The following is a 22,803-nucleotide window of genomic DNA, read 5'->3' on the forward strand; positions in this document are numbered from 1 at the left end:
TTATTCCTCAGATGCGGTTTCGGCCGAATCCGTTGTATCGGTGTTTTCTAAACCGCCTGCAGCCTCAGCCAGCGGTGCGTTTTCGGCGCCCTCCGCTCCTTCTTCCACAAGTCCGGTCTCATCCTGCACGTCGATACGGGTGATGGCAGCGATGGCGTCGCCTTCGTCGATGCGGATCAGCTTCACGCCTTGCGTGGCGCGGCCCAGCTCGCGGATGTCGGCCACCTTCATTCGGATGGTGATGCCGCTCTTGCAGGTGATGATGAGGTCTTCTTTCTCTGCAACGTCCAGGATACCCACCAGCGAGCCGGTCTTGTCGGTCACGCTGATTGTTTTCACACCCTTGCCGCCGCGGTTGGTAATGCGGTACTCTTCCACCGAAGTACGTTTGCCGAAGCCCTTTTCACTCACTACCAGCGTCGTGCGCTCCGGGGTTTGCGGGTTCACGCAGACCATACCTACCACTTCGTCGTTGCGGTCGTCCACTTCGATACCGGTTACACCGATGGCGCCGCGGCCCGTGGGGCGCACTTTGCTTTCGGGGAAGCGGATGGCGCGGCCGCTTTTGATGGCCAGCATGATGTCGCAGTTGCCGTCGGTCATGCGCGCTTCGAGTAACTGGTCGCCTTCCACGATCGTGATGGCGTTGACACCGGTGGCACGCGGGCGGCTGAAATCTTCCAGCGCCGTTTTCTTGATCACCCCCTGCTTCGTGCAGAGGATGATATAATGACCGGATACGAAGTCCAGGTCGCGCAGGTCTTTTACGTCGATCACCGCGCGGATCTTGTCGTCCTGTGCCAACTGGAGCAGGTTCTGGATAGCGCGGCCCTTGGCGCCCTTCTCCCCTTCGGGTATCTGGTAGACGTTGAGCCAATAGCAGCGGCCTTTCTCGGTGAAGAACAGCATCGTATGGTGCGTGGAGGCCACGAACAGGTGCTCGATGAAATCTTCCTCGCGCGAGCGGCTGCCGATGGCACCGCGTCCGCCGCGCTTCTGCGAGCGGAACTCCGATGCGCTGGTACGCTTGATGTAGCCGAGGTGGGAGATGGTGATCACCACGTCTTCTTCCTTGATGAAGTCCTTGATGTTCATCTCATTTTCAAGGAAGGAGATCTCGCTTTTACGGGCGTCGCCAAACTTGTCTTTCACTTCCTGCAGTTCGTCCTTGATCACCTGGAAGCGGAGTCCTTCGTCGGCCAGGATGGCTTCGAGGCGGGCGATGAGTTCCATAAGCTCGTCGTATTCCTGCTTGATCTTGTCGCGTTCCATGCCGGTGAGGCGCTGGAGGCGCAGCTCGAGGATGGCCTTGGCCTGGATCTCGTCGAGACCCCAGCCGGCATTCACGAGCGCTTCTTTCGCACTGTCGGGCGTAGCCGATGCGCGGATGAGCGCGATCACCTCGTCGAGGTGGTCGAGCGCAATAAGGTAGCCCTGGAGGATGTGTGCCTTTTTGCGGGCTTCGCGCAGCTCGAATTGCGTGCGGCGCACCACCACCTCGTGGCGGAACTCGATGAACTCGGAGATGAGTTCTTTCAGGCTCAGCACCTTCGGTCGGCCTTTCGAGATGGCCACATTGTTGATGCCGTAGCTCGTTTGCAGTTCGGTGAACTTATAGAGCTGGTTGATGACGATATTGGCCACCGCGTCGCGCTTCAGGTCGAGCACGATGCGGGTGCCTTCCTTGTTGTTGGATTCGTTGTTGATGTGGGCGATGCCTTCGATGGTCTTGTCGGTCACCAGCTGGCCGATGCGGTCGCAGAGGGCGTCGCGGTTGACCTGGTAGGGCACTTCGGTGATGATGATCTGCTCGCGGCCCGAGTTCTTCGTTTCCACATGCAGCTTGCCGCGCAGGACGCATCGGCCGCGGCCGGTGAGGTAGGCCTGCTTGATGCCTTCCATGCCATAAATCATACCGCCGGTAGGGAAGTCGGGCGCCTTAACGTGCACCATCAGTTCCTCCACGGTGATCTCGCGGTTGTCGATATAAGCCACGCAGCCGTCCACTACCTCGTTGAGGTTATGGGGCAGCATGTTGGTGGCCATACCCACGGCGATGCCGCTCGAGCCGTTGAGCAGCAGGTTCGGAATGCGTGTCGGTAGTACCGTCGGTTCCTGCAGGGTATCGTCGAAGTTGAGTTGAAAGTCGACCGTTTCCTTGTCGATGTCACCCATCATGCTTTCCGCGATGCGGTGCATGCGGGCTTCGGTGTAACGCATGGCCGCCGGTCCGTCGCCGTCCTGCGAGCCATAGTTGCCCTGGCCGTCGATGAGTTGGTAGCGCATGCTCCACTCCTGTGCCATACGCACCATGGCGTCGTATACGGAGGAGTCGCCATGCGGGTGGTATTTACCCAGCACCTCGCCTACGATACGGGCGGATTTTTTATAGGGGCGGTTGTAGCCCATCCCCAGTTCGTTCATCGCAAAGAGTATGCGGCGGTGCACCGGCTTCAGGCCGTCGCGGATGTCGGGCAGGGCGCGGCCTACGATCACCGACATGGAGTAGTCGATGTAGGCCGTTTTCATCTGCTCCTCGATGTTGACGGGGATGATCCGGTTGAAGTCGTTGGTCTCTTGCGGCAAAAGTGTTTCTTCCATTCGTTCAGCTTATAAAAATGAGGTCGGCAAATTTACCGATTTAGGCCCGTAAAACCGCGAAAAAAGCCCCTCTTTATCACCGGTTTAAGGCGCTTTATCCACAAGGGGGTGTTAATGTTCCGGGTGGGGCCTTTCCGACCCCGTTGGGGCACCCCGCAGGCGCCGGATTATTGGCATCCCGTTCGCATTACCAAGGTCGGAACCCCGAATTGTGCTGACTATGAAAGAGTACCTGTTGCTTCGTGCGAATAACGAGTCCGGCCCTTACCGACTGGAAGAACTGAAAGCCCTTCCCCTGCGCCCCCGCGACCTTGTCTGGGTCGCTGGTGAAAGCGCGCGCTGGGAGGATGTTTCCGAACGCCCCGAGCTGAACGGACTGGTGGTGCCGGAGCCGCCCCGCGCCGCGCCGCAAACGGCCCGCGCACTTCCCGAAACAGGCGAGCCCTTACCCGTGGCGCCGGAGATTCCCGTGCGCACCCGCCAGCCTCACCCCTTTCGCTTTGCAGCCGGCCGCCGCAGCACCGCCGGCGGGTTCTGGATCGTAGCGCTCTTCGGCTGCCTCGTAATCAGTGCCGTAGTGGTGAAAAAGATCATCGAAAATGGTACGACCGTTACCCAGGGCGCGGCCCTGGCGCTGGCCACGGGCACCCTTCCCGAACGTCCCGAGGGGGAAGGCGCCAACGCGCCCGCCGGCTTCCAGTACCAGAATGCACTCAAGCGCGAGACCCTCGGCCACCCCGCGCCGGAAGGCTTTCGCAACGTGTCGCTGCGCGAACTGCGCCGCCTCGTTACCCTGAGCACCAACACCGACAAGGAAGGCGTGTTCGACGGTATCAACGACGTACAGATCCGCGTGAGTAATGGCTCGGGCCAGGAGTTGGAGCAGGTGAATATCGAAGTGACCTTCCTGCATCCCAATGGCGCCTTCTGGCACCGCGAAAATTATAGTGTCAGCGGCCTGCGCCCTCATGGCGACAAGATCCTCGTGGTGGCCCCGCCGGTGAAGCGCGGCGCCCGCGTCAAGTACCGCCTGACCGGTGTAGCGCCGAAAGCGCCGGAGCAAACTCCCGCTTAAGCAGGTTGCAAAATTTGACGTCGGAGGTCCGAAGAAGATATTACTTCCCACTTCCGACTTCGCACTTAAATACTTTCCCTTTCTTTGGGTGATGAAGAAGATCCTGCTCTTCGGCGCCGGTAAATCGGCGACGGTTCTCATCGACTACCTGTTGCAGCATGCGCTGAACGAGAACTGGACGCTGGTGGTGGTCGACGCCAACCTGGCGCTGGCGCAGGAAAAGATCGGCCATGCATTGGCCGGCGAGGCCCGCTCTTTCGATGTGTCGAATGCCGATCTGCGCGCCACCGCCGTTGGCGAAAGCGACCTCGTCATCTCGCTGCTGCCCCCCACCCTGCATTTTCTCGTAGCGCAGGACTGCCTCCGGCTCGGCAAGCATCTCCTCACAGCTTCTTATGTAGACGACAATATGCGCAGCCTCGCCGATGCCGCCCGCGACAAGGGTTTGCTCTTCCTTTGCGAGATGGGCCTTGATCCCGGTATCGACCACATGAGCGCCAAAAAGCTGATCGATCATATCCAGGGAGAAGGCGGTCGCATTACCTCCTTTCATTCGCATTGCGGCGGCCTCGTGGCGCCCGAAAGCGACAACAATCCCTGGCATTACAAGATCTCCTGGAACCCGCGCAACGTGGTGCTGGCTGGGAAAGCCGGTGCGGTGTACCGCGAGGATAATGCGGAAAAACACATGCCCTATAGCCAGCTTTTTGCCGAAAAACGCTTCGTGCAGGTGCCCGGCTACGACCCGATGTGCTGGTACCCGAACCGCGACTCGTTGTCTTATATCCCCATCTACGGGCTGGATGATTGCCCCACCTTTATCCGCACCACCCTGCGTTACCCCGACTTCCTCTATGGCTGGCAAAACGTGGTGGACCTGAAGCTCACCGATGAAACGCCTGCTTACGATACCAACGGTAAGACGCTTTCTGAATTTTTCCACGAGCACCTCGAGCGTCACGGCTTCCGCGACTGGCTGCAACAGCGCATGAGCGACCAGTTCGAGGTAAGTAAAAAGATCCTCGAAGACCTGATGAATCTTGTAGAACTACAGGAGGAAGTGTCGGAGGTTTCGGAAGAAAAGGTGGAGCAGTTCATGATGGTCAACGAAACGGGCTCGTTACAAGATGTGGACATCGAGGAACTCAAGACCAATGCCGCCGCCACCGTTGCGATGAAAATGCACGATGCCAAGCTGACCCTGAGCCAGTTGTTCTACCTCGGCCTCGACGATAAAACGACGCAGATCAATCGCGGCCGCTGCAGTGCCGCCGATGTGCTGCAATTTGCCCTTGAGCGCAAACTGGCCCTGCAGCCCGGTGACCGCGACCTGGTGGTGATGCTTCACGAGATCGGCTACGAGCTCAATGGTCGACACTATATGGCCCGCAGCTCCTTCGCACTCGAGGGCGCCGACGACCACCACACTGCCATGGCGAAGACCGTCGGGCTGCCGCTGGGCATTGCCGCGCGGCTGCTTCTCAACGGATCGCTGCAGGAGCGCGGCCTGCACATCCCGGTGACGCCTTCTTTTTATAACCCGGTGCTTGCCGAATTGCAGCATTGGGGCGTCTCTTTTACCGAAGAAATACGGTCTGTATCATGAAAAATCAGGTCTCGCTGGACGAAGCAAAAAGCCTGCTCTCGAAAAGTGGAGGACAACCTTTTGTGACGTTGCTGGAGCGGGGTACGCTCGTCGTGGAATGGTATGCGCCGATGCACGAAGACCTGCAGCAGCCGCACCGGCAGGACGAGCTCTATATCGTTGCCTCGGGGCACGGAACTTTTGTCCGCGATGCTGAGCGAAGCGCCTTTCAAAAGGGCGATGTGCTTTTTGTTCCGGCGGGCATGAAACATCGTTTCGAAGATTTCTCCCACGACTTTGCCGCCTGGGTCATTTTCTATGGACCCGATGGCGGGGAAAAAATCCCGGACTAACGTCTGGAGACAGGGTTTCCATTCCGCGCCGCAAGACGAAATTTTCACGGAAATCTATCAGCAATATTCCGCCAGCAGCCTTTCCCGGAGCAGGCGCATGCCTTCCGTTGCCGGGGCCTCGATCACGGTAAGTTCCCGCAGGCCGGTGGCAGGCACTTTTTTGTCGACAATGAACTTCGGGCGGGCCGGGTGCACGAAGTCGACGAGGCCCGCGGCCGGGTATACCAGCAGCGAGGTGCCGACGATCAGGAACAGGTCGGCGCTGCCCGCGATGCGCGCCGCTTCGGTGATGAGCGGGACGGGCTCCTCGAACCAAACGATGTGTGGCCGCAGTTGCGCGCCGTCTCCGGCGGTGTCGCCCAGGCGAATATCTCCATCGATGGGGTAGATAAGGGCTTCGTCTTTTTCGCTGCGCATCTTGCGGATCTCGCCGTGCAGGTGCAGGATGTTGGACGAGCCCGCGCGTTCGTGCAGGTCGTCGATATTTTGGGTGATGATGGTAACGTCGAAATGCTGCTCCAGCTCCGCGAGGGTGTGGTGCGCTTCATTGGGTGCGGCGTCGATCACATTGCGGCGGCGCATGTTGTAGAATTCGAGCACAAGCCCGGGATTCTTCTTCCAGGCCCGCGGTGTGGCCACTTCCTCGAGGTCGTAACCTTCCCAGAGCCCGTCGCTGTCGCGAAAGGTCTTCAGCCCGCTTTCCGCCGAGATGCCGGCGCCGGTGAGTACGATCAGTTTCTTTCTGGGCAATGGTGAATGGTGAAAAGTAGATGAGTAATGAGTAAACCTTGTCGACGAACAAGTTACCAATTAACTGATAAACCGATAAACTCCCTCCTTGGCTGATGCTAGGGCGGGAAAAAATACTGCAGGCCTGTAAGCCGGATTCTGTCTCTGTCTGCCTTTGCCGGGGCGCAGGCAGGTCAGAGCGCTATCATTTATCTGGGACGTCCATTACTGGCCGCCTCAAGCTGCCTACCCTGGAACACTTCCCCTTGCGGAGAATGAAGCGAGCCGCCTCAGGTTGTTCCTATACATGGCATTTCAGCGCGCAAGGTTTACCCGCGAAGCACCTTCCGATGCAACGCCGTGGGCTCTTACCCCACATTTTCACGATTACCCTGTCTCCCCGCCGCAGTACGCCTGTGGGCGGACGAAGGCGGGCGGACACACGCTTCGGGGTTGCCCCCGGAGCTCAGGCTCCAATTTTCTGTGGCACTGTCTCGATCCCGGCTCTGCCGCCGGAATGTCCCGCCGTTAGCGGGATGCGCTGCCCTGTGCTGTCCGGACTTTCCTACCCCAACCTGAAAGTTTGGGATCGATAGCGCGGCCTGCAGTGTCGCAAAGGTACGCCGCTTTTACAGGATGGCAATTTCAGTGCGGCGGTTCTTCCGACGTCCTTCTAAAGAACCGTTATCCGCTACCGGTTTTTTAGCACCGAAACCCTTCGCCTCCAATTGTGTTGCCTGCACGCCCTTGCGCAGCAAGTACGCCCGTACGGCCTGTGCCCGCAGTTCGGATAGTTGCTTATTGGCTGCCGCAGCGCCAATGTTGTCGGTATGACCACCGATGCGGTAACGTTCGGTGGGATGCCTGCGCATGTAGGAAGCTATCCCATCAAGTGTTGGCAAAATCGCCGCCTGGAGCCGGGCGGTTCCACTGGCAAACAGCACGTCAGGCAATGTGTAGAGCCGCGGCGCGTCGAATTCAATCTCTATGGAAAGCGCCCGCAGGGCATAATCGTCCTGGCGCGGTTGCGGCGTATCGAAGTCCGAATACACCGTCGTATCGGCCAGTGTTCGGATGCGAACGCTGAAAGGCGCGCCGGCGGGGAGCTTTACCTGAAAGCTCCCGTCTGCGTCGCTCAGGGCTTTGGTTACCTGGCGGTTGTCGCGCCGAACGAAATGGATCTCTTCGCCGGGAAGGCGCTTGCCGGCGGAGTTGAGCACAACGGCTTTGACGAGCACTTCGGGGCTTTACTGCCCATGGGCAACTGAATGGATAGTAACGAGCAGGCACAGGGATCCCAGCAATCGGTAAAGGCGCATAAGACAGTTTTGGTGGCTGATGAAAATATAGGTTCTTTTTTTAATTCTTGTATTTTTACAGTACCATTAAAACTACTGCTGTGCGAAACGTACTGCTTGGGATCCTGCTGTTTGTTGCCGGCGGCCTCCGGGCCCAGGAGGCAAAAGGCGTATCGGCTCCGGCCGCCAAAAGTGCGGCCAAAGGAAAAACCTACGCGCTCATCGTGGGTGTGGCCGACTACCAGAACCTGCCGCGCCTCAGCTACTCTCCCGCCGACGCCCGGGCCCTCGCCGACTACCTGGTGCAGGTGCAGCGACTCCCGGCGAGCCAGGTTTTCTGCTATGTGAACGAAGAAGCGTCACGGATCAACATTGTGGACCGCCTATATGCCATCGCCGACGAGCTGAAACCCGGCGACCAGTTCCTGTTTTACTTCTCGGGGCACGGTGATTGGGAGTCGAAGCTGTCCGACAACGCACTCCTGCTGCTGAACCGGGCGCCCAACAAAAACTACCTCCGTTACCCCGACCAATACCTCGATTGCAGCCTGCTCAACGAGTTTCTCCGCCGACTGTCGGAGCAGCAGGTCAAGACGCTGCTCATTGCCGACGCCTGCCATTCGGGCAACCTGAGCGGCGGCCGCAGCGGCGTGGAAAACACGGCGCTGCAACTGAAACAAGGCTGGAAGAACGTCGTGCGCATCCTATCCTGCATGCCCGATGAATTCAGCTATGAAGATGCCCGCTGGGGCGGTGGCCGCGGTGTATTTTCCTACTACCTCACCGAAGGCCTCAAAGGACTGGTGCGCAAAGACGCCAACGCGCCGTTTGACCTGACTATCGGAGAACTCCGCTCCTACCTGGAAGACAACCTGAACCGCGAGACGGGCGGTAAGCAAACGCCTTTGTTTGAAGGCGATCCGCGGTTTGTGGTGGCGCGCGTGGAAAAGAGCGCGAAACCGGCCCGCCCCCACCCGGTTGCGGCCGCGCCCAAAGGCGGCGGCGCGCCGGTAGCCAAAGGGGCCGTCGATACGAGCAGCTCCGAGTTTCGCGCTTTGAGCTTGCAATTCGGGGAAGCGATCGATCGCCGGGAGCTGACAGCGCCGGCCTCCGCCTCCGCCTTTGGCCTTTACCGGCGGTTGTTGCGCCTGGCCCCCGAAGACTACCTCGAGGGCTATCGCCTGCGCCTGCTGGCGGCGGTGCAAAGCCATTATCGCACGTACCTCGACGGCTTTTACAAAGAGCAAGGCTTCCCGGAAGAGGAGCTCCAGGTGCTGCGTTCGGAACTGGAAGCCGCCCGCAACAGCTGCAGCCGCCGTAAAGCCCTCCGCGACCAGTTTGAAAGCGAACGCCTTTTTATTGAAGCCTGCCTCGTTACCTACGCCGCCCAACACGGCGGCGCCGAACGCCTTCCCGCCTCTGAATTACAACGTGCCGCTACTTTGCTCGACAGCGCACTGAAGCTGACTCCCTGGGAGCCGTCGCTTTACCGCAAGCTGGGGGATTGTTACATCGAAATGAATCCTGCCAAAGCTATTGCTGCGCTCAATCGCCTCGTGACCCTGCTGCCGCGCGACGGTGCCGCCTACAACGCGCTGGGCGTGGCCCACTTCGGCCTCGGCCAGTACGACGAAGCGATCCGTGCCCTGCAGACGGCCACCCGCCTCTCACCCGACGCTTCAAATTACTATTATAACCTCGGTCGCTGCTACGAAAAGAAAGGATTGCAAGGTGAAGCCAACCTTTATTTCAAAAAGGCACAAACGCGCAACCAGCCCGAGCCGCGCGAAAACGATTACCAATAAACCAACGGCATGACGAAACTTCTACTCCCCCTGCTCTCCTTTTTTTCACTGCCCGCCTTCGCCCAATGGGATTCAGTTTCCACCACCATCGATACGGTGCAGTCTGCCGGGGGCTCTTTCCAGGTTTCGGACGGCTGGAGTTTTTCTTCGGCCGAAGAATACGACGCCTCCGATTTTATCCAGGCCAAGGTGGACCAGTTTTATGTAAGCGTGGAGCGCAAGCCCGATTCGCTGGCGCAGGTGAGCTGGCGGCTGGTGCAGCAGCGCCTGCGCCCGGGAGAGCTGTTCGTCGACTTTCTGCTTACCGAGTTCAATGACAAGGAGTGCTTTCTTACCTCCATCATCCGGCCCTCCGGGCTGCCCGAGGTGGTGATCATTCCGCGGTTGCAGGAGCGCGGCACGAGCGTGAAGCAGGCCAACGCGCGGGGCATCGACGTCGGCAACGCACAGGCCGCCGGGTCCTATATGGCTTATAAAAATCTCCTGGCGCACCTGGAGCCCAAGCTCGATGGCGCGCAAACGATCTATTACTCCACGAGCAATGATCTCAACCTCGCCAACCTGAAATTTCTGAAGGGCATCGATGGTCGTTTTCTTTTTGAGAAATACAACCTGGTACGCCTGCATTCTGCCGCCTCTTTCCTTAGCCGCCATAACCGGCTCCTGTTTCCGAAAAAGATGAAAGTGCTACTGCTGGGCAATGTAGCCTACGATTGCGGTGGTGAGACCGAGCACTACTGGGACGCGCTTCCCGGCTCGGGCGTGGAGATCCGCAACATCGCCGCGCTGCTGAAAAGCGCGCACCAGGTCGACGTGCTCGACTCCTGCGCCGCCACGGAAAGCCGGTTCGTAGGAGCAGTGAATAAAACGCCGTACGACATCCTGCACCTCGCCACCCATGGCTTTTATTTTCCGCCTGCCGGCAGCCAGCGCTTCGGTCTTGCCGCAGGTTCATACCCGCTGCTGTTTACCGGCATTGTACTCGCCGGCGCCAACGGCAAGAACGCCAGCGTCGACTACGCCAACGAAGGCGGTATGTTCACGACGATGGATTTCAAAAAGCTCAATGTGGGCAATATCCGCCTGGTGGTGCTGAGCACCTGTTTTTCGGGTACCGGCTTTTCGGGCGAAGACCGGAGCGAGCATTCCTCGGCACCCTTCGGACTCACGCTGGCGCTGCTGCGCCAGGGTATCCAAGCCATGGTACTTTCCAACCGGGCCATCCCCGACAAGGAGACCATGGAGTTCATGACTCAATTCTATCGCAACCTGGCCAGGACGCTCGATGCCGATGCGGCCTTTACACAAACGCTCCGGGAATTGCAGAAGACAAAGCCCCGCGTCGACTGGAGCTTTATGGACCTGGTACATTGATCGTGAGGCGTGAGCCGTGAATCGCGACGCGCGGAAATGAAGGAACGGATGCCAATGGCATCCGTTCTTCGTAAAAGGCGTATTTGCTTACGGCTCACGCCTCACGTTATTTGTACTGGAAATGAATCTCCGTCGCACCAAACCCGAAGTCGGCCATGTATTGATTCACGAAGGATTTCACCTCTTTTTTACGGCGCAGGATGTCGTGGATGTCATCGCGGAGGCGGCCCTTTCCGATGCCGTGAATGACGGTCATCTTGGGCAGGCGATGCGCTAAAGCCAGGTCATACCATTTTTCAAATTCCTTCAGTTGGATGCCGAGGATCGCGGTGTTGCTCATGCCGCTGTGGTCGTCCACCAGTTTTTCAATGTGCAGGTCCACCACGGTGCGGGCAGGCGGCAGGTGGCGCCGCGCATCGCTGGCATCGTAGATCGGCGCACCCGCGTGGGCGCGGTAGCCGAAATCGACGGGCGCTTCTTCCACCTTTTTCGGATAATTGTCGAACAGCTTGAAGGTAAAGGTGGCGCCTCCCTCCTGCTTCAGCTTTTCTATGCGGTCGAAGAGCTGTTTCGGCTTCAGGCGAAGCGTGTATTCGTGGTAGTCGGCCTTGCTTTTCTGCGGGTTCTTGAGCGAAAATTCAAAAGAGAACACCGGGCTGTCGCTCAGGTCGGAAAAGGGAATGTCGTGCAGGTAGAAGTCTTCGAACGCGTGGAGCACGCCATTGAGGTCGAAGTCGCTCCGGCCGAAGAACAGTTGCTTGTAGGTGAACTTGTATTCGTCTTCGGTATGATTCACTAGGTAGATCTTCAGGGAAAGCACCACGTCGTCGCCGAATTCATCCACGTCGAACTTGGGCAGGAAGGAAAGCCATACACCGTCCACGACACGCTCTTTCGGGGCCTTTTCCTTGCGCACGTTCTCGATATAGGTCTTTTCCTTCTTCGGCTCGAACAGCTTCTTTTCGGTGAAGCGCTTGAAATAGGGAAAGTCCAGCTGGTCGATGTAGGCCGGGAATTTCACCCCCCGCACCTGGATCATGACCATTTTCTCGTTCATGATGTCGATCACTTCGCCCTCTTCGTTGGTGGCGCGCACCACGATCTTGTCACCGATCTCGAATTTCATAGTGTAAAGGTAGGTTAAGGAAAAGAAGGGTTTTGAACCGCGAAGAAAAGAAGAATGGAAGTTGGCATGCCAAGGTGCAGAGTCGCAACGTCCCGCGTTTGCGGGACGTTGCAGGCTACTTTGCGCAAGGCTTGTTCGCTACTTTTCTTCGGGGTTAAAAACCTTATTCAACTGCAAATCTTACGGTGTGCCCGCTCCCGCCAGCGTTTCCTGGTTCAGGCGGCTGTTGCGGTAACCGTAGGTGAAATACACCACGAGCCCGATACCCAGCCAGATCAGGAAGCGCAGCCAGTTGCTGTGGTGCTCCTGGGCCATCAGGTAAAAGCAGCTCGTAAGTCCCAGCACGGGAATGAGCGAGAAAGATTTCACGAAGGAAAGCACCGTCACGATGGTGGCAACGATCCAGAACAGGGCCATCGGGAACGCTTCCGCGGTCAGCGTGCTCCGGAAATGACCCGGGTCGAAGCGGAGGATCAGCACGATGGCGAGCAGGTAGAGGGCCGGCACGATGAACTTTCCATTTACATAGGGCACCTTGAATTTCGACTCCGGCTTGTTGGGCTGGTTGCGCAACACCAGCACGCCGGCGCACACCAGCACAAAGGCGAAGAGGGTGCCGATGGAGGTCAGGGCCAGCACCACATCGAGGTTGAGGAACATCGCGGGGATGGCTACGGCAAGACCGGTGACGATCGTGGAAAACGAAGGCGTTTTATACTTTGGGTGCAGGCGCGAAAAGATCTTGGGCAACAGTCCGTCGCGGCTCATGGCCATCCAGATGCGGGGCTGTCCGAGCTGGAATACGAGCAGCACCGACGCGGTGGCGATGATGGCGCTGACGGCTACGATGCCGGAGATCCAGGGCATGCCGCGGGCTTCGAAGATGAGCGCCAGCGGATCGCCCACGTTGAGCGTCTTGTAGCTGACCATGCCGGTGAGCACCAGCGCCAGCAGCACATAGAGAATCGTACAAATGATCAGCGACCAGATCATCCCGCGCGGCAGGTCGCGCTGCGGGTTCTTGCACTCTTCCGCCGTGGTGGAAATGGCGTCGAAGCCAATGTAAGCAAAGAATACGGCAGACACTCCCTTGAGCACACCCGACAGGCCATTGGGCGTAAAAGGCGACCAGTTTTCGGGGTGCGCGTAGTAGGCGCCAAGCACGATCACGAGGAAGATGACGGCCAGCTTGATGCCCACCATGATGTTGGACAGCGAGCGCGATTCCTTGATGCCGATGAACACCACGCGGGTAATGAGGGCAACGATGAGCAGCGCGGGCAGGTCGAAAATGAGGTGCAGGCCGCCGATGCTGGGCGCGGTGGTCCAGGCCAGGGCTCTTTCAGCGATGGCAGCGTCGGGCGCCGTGCCGGCCGCCAGCTTCCCGGCCTCCAGGAAACCATGGTGCGCCGTCGTGTAATCCATCGTGAGCCAGCGCGGGATGGCCAGTCCCGCTTTGTCGAGCAGGCCGGTAAAGTAGTCGCTCCAGGAAATCGCGACCGCAATGTTGCCGATCGCGTATTCCATCAGCAGGTCCCACCCGATGATCCAGGCGAAGATCTCCCCGAAGGCCACATACGAATAGGTATAAGCGGAGCCCGACACGGGTACGGTAGAGGCGAATTCCGCATAGCAGAGCGCGGCGAAGCCGCAGGCGATGGCGGTGAAGATGTAAAGGAAAATAACGCCCGGTCCGCCGTCGAAGCAGGCTTTGCCGATGGAGGAGAAAATCCCGGCGCCGATCACCGCCGCGATTCCCATGGCGGTCAGGTCACGCACCCCCAGCACTTTACGGAGCCCCGAGGCATGCCCTTCTGCGTCACTAAGCCCTTCCTGGGCTTCTCTCAATATTACGTGTATCTGTTTCTTCCGAAAAAGCTGGTTGGGCATCCGGTTTTTGTATTTGAGGCGGGAAATTACAATATAAAACGGATGGGGTGACGGCGGAATGGGATAATGGGGTAATCGGGCGGAAGAGAGCGCCGGTCAGCTCGTATTCTGACCAACGTCAGTACCGGGAAAGTCTTGTGTCATTCTTTGCGGCAGGCGGTTGAGCGAGCTTTGTGTCAACAAAAACAAAGCAATCATGGCAACGATAACCAACCCTACGAACTCTTATGTACGCCAGACCGTACCAACCAACTTTACTGCTACCACCCGCGCTTCCATGCTGAGCCGATTCCTGAACTGGTGCGCCGGCCAGGAACAGTTCCGCTTTGGCTGGGTCGCCGCCATCATCGCCATTCACGGCTGTGTGGTCACCCCGCTGACGCTGTTCGCCATCATCCTTTCCGGTAGCAATATCGCTCTTTGGGTTACTGCTATCGCTGCCATGGGCGCCTCGCTGGTAACCAACCTTGCCGCACAGCCCACCAAGCTGACGCTTCCGGTCTTCTTTGCCACGATCCTCGTTGATATCGCCATCGTCGTAGTTTGCCTCGTGCACGGCTTCAGCATCGCCGGAACCTACATTTAAGGCCCACCCTCCCAACGGAAGGGAATAGAACGGAATCCCCTCCTTTTCGGTAAGAGGCCGGGGCATGGGCTTTAATAATCCCTTTGAATCAGGTACAGAGCCAGCTCGCGGAGCGGCTCTTTTCTTTTGGAGAGGACGGCCACATCGTCGAGGTGCGAAAGTGCTTCGCGGAGGTACCGCTCCTTCAGCTCGCGGGCCCAGGCGTCTACGCCCGAAGCGCGGAAAATGCCGAGCACGCGTTCTACTTTGTCGCCGTCGTTGCCTGCGAGGAGCACTTCGAGTTCGGTCTTTTGGGCGGCATCGGCCGTTTCCAATGCATGGATGAGCAAAAAGGTCTTTTTGTTGGCTTTGATATCACCGCCGACCTGCTTGCCGAATTTTTCAGGGTCGCCGAAGGCGTCGAGGTAGTCGTCCTGCACCTGGAAGGCCAGGCCGAGCTTGCGGCCGAATTCATACAGCAACTGTTGGTTGCGCTCCAGCGCGCCGCCGAGGATAGCGCCCATACGCAGCGAGGCGGCCAGCAGCACTGAAGTCTTCAGATTGATCATGTTCAGGTAGGCGTCCAGTCCCACATCGTTGTGCTGCTCGAAGTCCATATCGAGCTGTTGCCCTTCGCACACCTCACGGGCCGTCTGGCCAAACAGTGCGTTGATCGCGAAGCGGTGAGAGCTGCCGATCCGGTTGAGGTAGTCGTAGGCCGCCACCAGCATCACATCGCCGGCGAGGAGGGCGGTGCTTTGCCCGTACTTCTCGTGCACTGTCGGTTGTCCGCGGCGCAGCGGCGCGGCATCCATGATGTCGTCGTGTATGAGTGTAAAGTTGTGAAAAAGCTCCACGGCGGTGGCCACTTTCCAGGCGTCGGGGTTGATCTCGTCGAAGAGCTCGTTGCCCATCAGCACGCCCACGGGGCGCACGCGCTTGCCGCCCAGTTTCAGGAAATAGCGGTTGGGTTCATAGAGCGACGATGGCTCCTGCGGAAAGTGGTCGGTATCAAAGTGCGCCGCGAATTGCTGCGCGAGGGTTTCGAATGAATGCATGCAAGTTTTGGTAAATCGTGAACCGTCAGCCGTCAGTCGTGAACAGCGGCGATGTGTTGCCCACGGTTCACGCCTTACGCCTCACGCTAAAAGTCTTCGTCCTCCTCTCCTTTCTTCTTCCGCTTGCGGGCACTCTTGGTGCTGCCCCCCTTCTTTTCAGCCCGTCGCGTTTCCGCTTCTTCCTCGTCGCCGGGCGTGAGTACCCAGTCGTAGTCGAGCGTCCGTTTTTCGAGGCTGCCGGCCACGACCTTGATGCGCACCTTGTCGCCCATTCGGAACTTCTTTCCGGAGCGGGCACCCACCAGGCTGTAGTCTTCCTGCACCAGGCGGAATTCGTCATAGTCGGCGAGGCTGGTCACGGGCACCATGCCTTCGCACTTGTGCTCTACCGTCTCCACCCAGAAGCCAAAGGCCGACACGCCGCTGACGACGCCATCGAACTCTTCGCCCAGGAAGTCGAGCATGTATTCCACCTGCTTGTACTTATTGCCGGCGCGCTCCGATTCCATGGCGGCGCGCTCGCGCTCCGAGCAGTGCTTGCACTTCTCGTCCATCTTTTTATCGATCTCGATGTCGTTCTGCAGGATGCTGAGGAGCACGCGGTGCACGAGGATATCGGGGTAGCGGCGGATGGGCGACGTAAAGTGACAGTAGTTATCGAAGCCGAGCCCGTAGTGTCCTACGTTCTCGGTGGTATAGGTGGCTTTGGCCATCGTGCGGATGCCCAAAGTTTCCAGCACGTGCTGCTCGGGCTTGCCTTTTACATCGGCCAGCATCTTGTTGAAGGACTCGGCGATCTTTTCGGGCGACGACATATCGAACTTGTGCCCGAACTTCCGGGCAAAGGCCATGAAGGGCAGCATCTTTTCCTCGCTCGGCAGGTCGTGCACGCGGTAGGCAAACGGCACCGGCTTTTTCTTTACCTCGATCTTCGAAACGTGCTCGGCCACGTAGCGGTTGGCCAGCAGCATGAACTCTTCGATCAGTTGGTGCGCCTCCTTGCTTTCCTTCACGACGATGCCGATCGGCTTGCCCTTTTCGTCGAGCTTGAAGCGGACCTCCTGCGAGGAGAAATTGATCGCACCGTTTTCGATCCGCTTCTTGCGCAGGCGCTGCGCCATGTTGTTGAGGAGCATGAGCTCGTCCTCGTAATGTCCTTGCTGCTTCTCGATCACTTCCTGCACGTCTTCGTAGGTAAAGCGGTGGTCGGAATGGATCACGGTCTTGCCCAGCCAGTAGCCTTTCACCTGGGCTTTGGGCGTCATTTCAAAGACGGCCGAAAAGGTCAGCTTGTCTTCGTGGGGCCGCAGCGAGCAGAGTACGTTGGAGATGTGCTCGGGCAGCATCGGGCTGACGCGGTCGGGCAGGTACACCGAGGTGGCCTTTTGATAGGCTTCCGTATCCAGCGCCGTGTCGGGGGCCACGTAGTGGCCAACGTCGGCGATGTGCACGCCGATCTCGTAGTTGCCGTTCTTCAGCACGCGGATCGAAAGGGCGTCGTCGAAGTCCTTGGCGTCTACGGGGTCGATGGTGAACGTAAGTATCTGGCGGAAGTCGCGGCGCTTCGCGATCTCTTCTTCGGAAATGACGTCGGGGATGCGCGCTGTTTCTTCCAGCACTTCATCGGAGAAAGCGAGCCCGAACCCGTTTTCGAGCAGGATCTCTTTCATGGCGATGTCGTTGCGGTCTTCGGGCGACAGCACACTCACCACCTCGCCAATGGGGCGTTTGCCGGAGCCGGTCGCCCAGTCTTTGATGCGGGCTACCACGCGGTCGCCGTCCACGGCACCGTTGAAGTGGGCCTCGGGAACAAAGATGTCGGGGGTCTTTTTCTCGCTGTCAGACACCACAAAGGCAAAGCCCTTGTTCATGTGCAGGGTGCCGATGAATTCGTTTTGCTTGCGTTCTACCACGCCTACCACTGTGCCCTGCATGCGGCGGCCTTCGTGGCCGGGGTTGGCGGCTACGCGTACTTTATCGCCATGAAGGGCGCTGTTGAAATCGTTGGGTCGTACTAGGATGTCTACATCCAGGCCTTCCACCACTACAAAGCCCATCCCGGAGCGGGTGACCTCGAGTTTGCCGGTGTAGGTGTCGCTTTCGCTATGCGTGCGGCTGCCGCCGCCAGGGCGGCTTCCGCGCTGTCCGTCGCGCTGTCCGCGTTTGGGGTTGTTACCTTCCTTCGGGGCTCCTGTCTTCTGTTTCTTCGTGTTTTTTCTTCCCATGGATTAGCCAGGTTTTTTGAACTCTTGAATAAAGGTATACACGATACTATCAAATTGTGTTCCCTCTTCAAAGAGGAACCGGTGCTCGATCGGCAGCACGTAGAAGGGCAGGCCGGCGAGTTCGTTTTCAAATTTGAGCAGGCGCATCGCGTCCTTTTCGGTCGTCAGTATGATCTTTTTCGGTCCTTCCAGCGCAGCAAAGCGATCACGGATCTCGCGCCAGTCGTCGATGCTGAAGATGTGGTGGTCGCCGTAGTGCATCATCGAATAGGTCTGAACGCGCTCCTCGAGGTAGGTTTTCAGCGGCCGCGGGTTGGCGATGCCGGTTACCAGCAGCACTTCCGTATGCTCGTCGATGCTGCTGAACTGCCGGGTTACGATATGATAGGCTGCACCGTAGGCGATACTGGTGAAAAACAGGTGCTGCCCGCTGCGGGGGGCAAACTCGCGGCGCAGCGCTTCTTTCTCGGCCAGCGTAAGGCCGGCGGGACACTTCGTCACCACGATCACCTCGGCGCGGCCGGCGGAACTGCGGCTGTCGCGCAGGTCGCCCGTGGGCAGGAAGAAGTCGCGCGTGTAGAGGTTCCCGTAGTCGGTGAGCAGGATGTTGAGCCCTGCCTTTATCGGGCGGTGCTGAAAGGCATCGTCGAGGATGACGGCCTGGGTGTCGGGGCGGTCGTGAAGCAGCTGCGGGATGGCCACCAGGCGCTCCTCTCCTACGGCAACGGGCACCTCGGGAAACTTGCGGTGAAAGAGCATCGGCTCATCGCCGATCTCGAGCGCGGTGCTGGACGTGTTCGCCAGGGCATAGCCGCGCGTTTTGCGCTTGTAGCCGCGGCTGAGCGTGGCCACGCGGTAGCGGCTCTTCAGCCGCGTGAGGAGGTATTCCACCATCGGGCTTTTGCCCGTTCCGCCCACGGAAAGATTGCCCACGCAGATGAGCGGCAGCCCGAAAGAAACGGAGCGCATCCAGCCCCGGTCGTACAGCCAGTTCCGTAGAAGTACAATCGCCCCATACAGGAGCGCCAGCGGAAATAGCAGGATGCGGAAAGACTTGAGAAAGAAGTTAGAAAACATACACCTGTTGCGGGGTGACACAAAGGTCTAAAGGTAGGTCATATTGATCGGTGTCGGTAATGCGCTCCACCGGCTCGAAGTACGACACGCCCACCTTCAGGCAATCGTCCGACACGCGGGCGAGGAAACGGTCGTAATAACCCTTGCCATAGCCCACGCGGTGGCCCTGCCGGTCAATGGCGAGCAGCGGCACCAGCACGAGGTCGAGCTCGTGCGGATCGAGCAGGTGGTCGCCCACGGGCTCGTTGATGCCGTACTCGTTTTCAATGAAGGCCTCGTCGGCCGCCACCAGCACTGCGTCCATCGAGTTATCGGCCACGTTCATGCGCGGGTAGGCCAGCTGCAGCGCCGGGTTGCGGAAGTGCAGGAAGTCGGTGAGCAGGAAGGAGTTCACTTCCTTCTTGTGGGGGATGGAATAAAAGCTCATGACCCGCTCCAGGAACGGAAGCTCGAGCGTCTGGAACTGGATCAGGATCAGGTCGTCGGCCTTCAGCTGCCACGATTCGTCGAGGGCATCGCGCTTTTCTATGAAATGCTTGCGGGCGGCTTTCTTCGTCATGCGTCGGCTTCGTTTTCGAAGAGCGTGAAAATAGTCGTGCCATAGTTGCGCTCCCACTTGTAGTGCGGATAGCCTTTGTAGTCGTTGCGCGGGGTGTGCTCCAGGATGAACCAGCCTCCGGGCTTCAGCAGTCCCTTCTCGAAGATCTTCCGGGGGATTTCGTCGATCGTATTGAGCGCGTAGGGCGGGCCGGCAAAGATGAAGTCGTATTGCTGGCTGCATTCATCGATGTAGCGGAATACTTCCGAGCGCACGACTTTAAAGCCTTCGATCTTCAGGGCATCGATGTTCTTTTTGATGAAGTCGAACATCTTCGGGTCTTTTTCCACGATGGTGCCGTCGGCCACGCCGCGCGAGGCGAGTTCGTAGGAGATGGCGCCCGTGCCACCGAACAGGTCGAGGGTTTTCAGGTCTTCGAAGTCGAGGTTGTTTTGCAGGATGTTGAACAGGCCCTCCTTGGCGATGTCGGTGGTGGGCCGGGTATGAGGCATGTGGGCGGGCGGCTGGATGCGCCGGCCGCCGAGGCTTCCGCTTATGATACGCATTGGGCCAGGTTGTGCAGGGAGGTGAAGAAATGGGCGGGCCTTCCGTCTTCCGCCGGCGCACCGGGCGCACTGCCGAAGTGGAGCGTGGTGAAATACTGGTACAGCTCGCGGTACAGGGCCGATTCCTCGTCAATGAGCCCGGTAAGCACCAGGGGTGTGTCGGCGCCCGGGAGCCCCGTTTCGGCGGCGATGCGGAGCAGGTAATACACGACGTCGAGGGGACTGTCGTAGCGGTATACCTGCGCCAGTTGCAGGAAACCGTCCTTGCGGGCGAGCACGCGGGCTTGCTTCGGGGCGAAGTGCACCTGCAGCTGCGTAGGCGCGTCGATGGAGCTGTGTCCTTTCAGCGCCGGGGTAAAGGCATGGAAGTATTCGGCCTGCGGGAAGGCTTCGCGGAGGGCGGCGTCAAGGGCCGGCGGGAAGGTATATGCGGTGGTCAGCTGCCATTCTCCAACGCGGTCCTGCTGCACCGGCCCGCCGACCGGGTACAGGGCCGGAACGACCGTGGCGGCGGCATCGGCATAGCGTTGCGGCAGGAGCACGGCCTCCGGGAAGGCCGAGCAGAAAACCACGCGGGCCGCGTGCGCCGACCACTGGCGCAGTCCTTCGAGGATGGCGTCGAAGTCTTGCTGCGGCAGGGGCTCCTCCAGCGACCAGTAGCGAAGGCGGTGCACGAGGCGGCTGTCGCCGTCGAGCAGGGCGGTGCAGCAATAGCCGGCGCCCCATTCGCACAGCAGGAGTCCGCCCGAAGCGCGGCCGCTGCCCTGTATGTCAAACAGTACGTTCATTGGGGCAAATATAAAGACCGGAGCACGCCGCCCGGCCCCCTGTTCCCCGGCCTCCGCGCCAAAGGCCATTAAATAAGCCTGTTTTCAGGAAAATGCTCCGGCCGGCGGCGCGAAGGGGGCACTTAGGTGGGCGATTCTTTCAGGCAGGGCGCTTTTACCAAAGCGGGGCGATGCCTGGTGCGGGACGGAAAAACGTTTATCGGGAGCCCGCCGCACGGCGGCTCAAAAACGTCTGTCGGGGCTTCCTGCACGCTGCAGCGACCAAAAAACGGTTGTTGAAAGCTTGCTGCACCGTGCAGCGGCCAAAAAACGGTTGTTGGAAGCTTGCTGCAGTGTGCAGCGACCAAAAAACGGTCGTTTTTCCCTTCCTGCACGCTGCAGCGGGCAAAAAACAGCCGTTGGAAGCTTCCTGCACCGTGCAGCGACAAAAAAACGGTCGTCGGCGGGCTGCCGCGCCGCGCAGCGGACAAAGGGCGCCCCTCGCCTGTTCCCGGGAAAACGGTGGTGCCGCTACGCGGCACGAGGGATGCCTGCGCCCTGTAGCCCGGGACTAAAGTCTCCGGCTAACACATGCCGCCGCTATGCGGCGGTCCGGTACGAACAGTTGCGCTTCTGACACCAGCGCCATCTGGAATCCGAAATCAGACATCCGACATCCGACATCAGACATCAGACATCCGACATCCGACATCCGCCATCAGAGATCTCCGAACCGTCGTAGGTTTGCGCCCTTATGTCTTCGCTCCAAGTAGCCGTCAGCAACCGCCAGATCCTGAAGATCGCCCTGCCGATCAGCCTGGCGTTGCTGGTTCCCAACCTCAATTTCATCATCAACAACGTGTTTCTCGGTCACCTGAGCGAGGAGGCGCTGGCCGTGGCCAGCATCACGGGGGTGTATTACCTGATCTTTTCCTCCGTCGGCTATGGGCTCAACAACGGCCTGCAGGCGCTGATTGCGCGGCGCGCCGGCGAAAACCGCCCCGAGGCGATCGGCAAGATCTTTCACCAGGGGGTGCTGGTGGCCATGGCCATTGCGCTGGTGGGCATCGTCAGTACGTTTACCATCGCCCCCGCGATCCTACGCGCGGTGGTGCGCCACCCCGAAACGGCCGAAAGGGCCATCACGTTCCTGCAGATCCGGATCTGGGGCCTCCCCTTCCTGTATATCTACCAGATGCGCAATGCTTTGCTGGTGGGCACCAACAACAGCCGCCTGCTCGTGGCGGGGACGCTGATCGAGGCGGTCAGTAATGTGCTGTTCGACTACGCCCTCATTTTCGGGCACTTCGGCCTCCCGGCACTCGGCTTCAACGGCGCGGCCTTTGCCTCCATCATCGCCGAGTTCCTGGGCATGTTCGCGATCTTCGTCGTCATCCGCATCAAGGGTCTCGACCGGCAGTTCTCGCTGTTCACAAAAACGCAATGGGACCCGGAGAACATCCGCAGCATCCTGTCGCTTTCCGGTCCGCTGGTGTTCCAGCACGCCATCAGCATCATCGCCTGGTTTTTCTTTTACATCCTGATCGAGCGCAACAGCGGGCAAACAGGCCTCGCGGTGTCGAATACGATGCGCAACATCTTCGGCTTCTTCGGGGTGTTTGTATGGGCCTTCGCCGCCACGGCCAACGCCATGGTGAGCAACATCATCGGACAGGGCCGCCACGACCTGGTGCTAACCTGCATCAAAAAGATCCAGTGGATCTCGCTCGGACTTGCGCTCGGCGTGTTTGTCTTCCTGAATGTCTTCCCGGCGTTGTACCTCTCTATCTACGGGCTGCAGGGCACCTTCGTGGAAGCCGGCGTGCCCGTGATCCGCGTGGTGTCGGCGGCGCTGGTGCTGATGTCGGTAGCCACCATCTGGCTCAATTCGGTAACGGGTACGGGCAACAGTCGGATCACCTTCCTCATCGAGCTCGGCGCCATCGTCTTCTACTGCTTGTACGTATTCCTGATCCTCGAACGCTGGCACCTGTCGATCGTCTATGCCTGGCTGTCGGAGTTTTTGTATTGGACCGTTCTTTTCACCGGCTCGTATTTCTACATAAAAAAAGGGAGGTGGCGGGAGAAGAAGATCTGAGAAAGGTTTTGGAGGTTTTGGAGGTTTTGGAGGCTTTGAGGGTTTTGGAGGTTGGCTGGCGCCGGCCGAAGGC

18 protein-coding genes and 1 other RNA gene are annotated in these 22,803 nt (G+C 59.1%); 7 read left to right on the plus strand and 12 right to left on the minus strand.

Annotated elements, in window-relative coordinates; genetic code table 11:
• Complete coding sequence (gene gyrA, locus E0486_RS12420) at nt 1–2,601, minus strand: DNA gyrase subunit A (protein WP_131852506.1); 2,601 nt, start codon at nt 2,599–2,601, stop codon at nt 1–3.
• A 220-nt stretch (nt 2,602–2,821) separates the two neighbouring features.
• Here gyrA and E0486_RS12425 point away from each other — a divergent pair, with 220 nt between their 5' ends.
• The 3 genes from E0486_RS12425 (at nt 2,822) to E0486_RS12435 (ending at nt 5,614) form a co-directional block, all read left to right on the plus strand.
• A complete protein-coding gene (locus E0486_RS12425; RefSeq protein WP_131852507.1) occupies nt 2,822–3,676 on the plus strand; it encodes a hypothetical protein in 855 nt (284 codons plus the stop codon).
• A 91-nt stretch (nt 3,677–3,767) separates the two neighbouring features.
• Entirely contained in the window at nt 3,768–5,282 is a 1,515-nt protein-coding gene (locus tag E0486_RS12430; RefSeq protein ID WP_131852508.1) for a saccharopine dehydrogenase C-terminal domain-containing protein, read from the plus strand.
• Nucleotides 5,279–5,614 carry a cupin domain-containing protein gene (locus E0486_RS12435; protein WP_131852509.1) on the plus strand — a complete coding sequence of 112 codons (336 nt, stop codon included), beginning with the start codon at nt 5,279–5,281 and terminating at the stop codon, nt 5,612–5,614. The genes E0486_RS12430 and E0486_RS12435 overlap by 4 nt, the downstream gene beginning before the upstream one ends.
• Nucleotides 5,615–5,671: 57 nt before the next feature.
• Here the strand turns inward: E0486_RS12435 and E0486_RS12440 are convergent, their stop codons facing one another.
• The 3 genes from E0486_RS12440 to E0486_RS12450 form a co-directional block, all read right to left on the minus strand.
• Nucleotides 5,672–6,364, minus strand: a complete 693-nt coding sequence (locus tag E0486_RS12440; RefSeq protein ID WP_131852510.1) for an SIR2 family NAD-dependent protein deacylase — start codon at nt 6,362–6,364, stop codon at nt 5,672–5,674.
• A 111-nt stretch (nt 6,365–6,475) separates the two neighbouring features.
• An RNA gene (gene rnpB / locus E0486_RS12445) (RNase P RNA component class A) lies at nt 6,476–6,952 on the minus strand.
• 20 nt (nt 6,953–6,972) lie between these two features.
• Complete coding sequence (locus tag E0486_RS12450) at nt 6,973–7,581, minus strand: OmpA family protein (RefSeq protein WP_131852511.1); 609 nt, start codon at nt 7,579–7,581, stop codon at nt 6,973–6,975.
• Between the two features lie 161 nt (nt 7,582–7,742).
• Between E0486_RS12450 and E0486_RS12455 the strand changes: the two genes are divergently transcribed.
• Together E0486_RS12455 and E0486_RS12460 are read left to right on the plus strand one after the other, a co-directional pair.
• Entirely contained in the window at nt 7,743–9,446 is a 1,704-nt protein-coding gene (locus E0486_RS12455; protein ID WP_165917315.1) for a caspase family protein, read from the plus strand.
• A 9-nt stretch (nt 9,447–9,455) separates the two neighbouring features.
• Entirely contained in the window at nt 9,456–10,820 is a 1,365-nt protein-coding gene (locus tag E0486_RS12460) for a CHAT domain-containing protein (RefSeq protein WP_131852513.1), read from the plus strand.
• 106 nt (nt 10,821–10,926) lie between these two features.
• Here the strand turns inward: E0486_RS12460 and E0486_RS12465 are convergent, their stop codons facing one another.
• Both E0486_RS12465 and E0486_RS12470 read right to left on the minus strand, forming a co-directional pair.
• Nucleotides 10,927–11,946, minus strand: a complete 1,020-nt coding sequence (locus tag E0486_RS12465; protein WP_131852514.1) for a Smr/MutS family protein — start codon at nt 11,944–11,946, stop codon at nt 10,927–10,929.
• Nucleotides 11,947–12,126: 180 nt separating this feature from the next.
• Entirely contained in the window at nt 12,127–13,836 is a 1,710-nt protein-coding gene (locus tag E0486_RS12470; RefSeq protein WP_131852515.1) for an amino acid permease, read from the minus strand.
• A gap of 196 nt (nt 13,837–14,032) precedes the next feature.
• Between E0486_RS12470 and E0486_RS12475 the strand changes: the two genes are divergently transcribed.
• Nucleotides 14,033–14,422 (plus strand): hypothetical protein, encoded by a 390-nt coding sequence (locus tag E0486_RS12475; RefSeq protein ID WP_131852516.1) that lies wholly within the window; start codon nt 14,033–14,035, stop codon nt 14,420–14,422.
• Nucleotides 14,423–14,493: 71 nt separating this feature from the next.
• On the opposite strand, the gene E0486_RS12480 is transcribed toward E0486_RS12475, so the two are convergent.
• From E0486_RS12480 to E0486_RS12505, 6 genes are all read right to left on the minus strand, one after another.
• Nucleotides 14,494–15,459, minus strand: coding sequence for a polyprenyl synthetase family protein (locus tag E0486_RS12480; RefSeq protein ID WP_131852517.1), 966 nt, complete (start codon nt 15,457–15,459; stop codon nt 14,494–14,496).
• 86 nt (nt 15,460–15,545) lie between these two features.
• Nucleotides 15,546–17,684: a ribonuclease R gene (gene rnr / locus E0486_RS12485; protein ID WP_131852518.1), complete on the minus strand. Its 2,139-nt coding sequence runs from the start codon at nt 17,682–17,684 to the stop codon at nt 15,546–15,548.
• A gap of 3 nt (nt 17,685–17,687) precedes the next feature.
• Entirely contained in the window at nt 17,688–18,761 is a 1,074-nt protein-coding gene (lpxK, locus tag E0486_RS12490) for a tetraacyldisaccharide 4'-kinase (protein ID WP_131852519.1), read from the minus strand.
• On the minus strand, nt 18,751–19,320 hold the full coding sequence (locus E0486_RS12495; RefSeq protein WP_131852520.1) for a 5-formyltetrahydrofolate cyclo-ligase: 570 nt from the start codon (nt 19,318–19,320) through the stop codon (nt 18,751–18,753). The genes lpxK and E0486_RS12495 overlap by 11 nt, the downstream gene beginning before the upstream one ends.
• On the minus strand, nt 19,317–19,865 hold the full coding sequence (locus E0486_RS12500; protein ID WP_131852521.1) for an RsmD family RNA methyltransferase: 549 nt from the start codon (nt 19,863–19,865) through the stop codon (nt 19,317–19,319). The genes E0486_RS12495 and E0486_RS12500 overlap by 4 nt, the downstream gene beginning before the upstream one ends.
• The gene (locus E0486_RS12505; RefSeq protein WP_165917316.1) at nt 19,853–20,653 is read right to left on the minus strand and encodes a DUF3822 family protein; all 801 of its coding nucleotides are present in this window, start codon (nt 20,651–20,653) and stop codon (nt 19,853–19,855) included. The genes E0486_RS12500 and E0486_RS12505 overlap by 13 nt, the downstream gene beginning before the upstream one ends.
• A 733-nt stretch (nt 20,654–21,386) precedes the next feature.
• On the opposite strand from E0486_RS12505, the gene E0486_RS12510 reads away from it, so the two are divergent.
• The gene (locus tag E0486_RS12510; protein WP_131852523.1) at nt 21,387–22,730 is read left to right on the plus strand and encodes an MATE family efflux transporter; all 1,344 of its coding nucleotides are present in this window, start codon (nt 21,387–21,389) and stop codon (nt 22,728–22,730) included.
• The last annotated feature ends 73 nt before the right edge of the window (nt 22,731–22,803 follow it).

Source organism: Flaviaesturariibacter aridisoli (assembly GCF_004343705.1).
GTDB lineage: Bacteria > Bacteroidota > Bacteroidia > Chitinophagales > Chitinophagaceae > Flavisolibacter > Flavisolibacter aridisoli.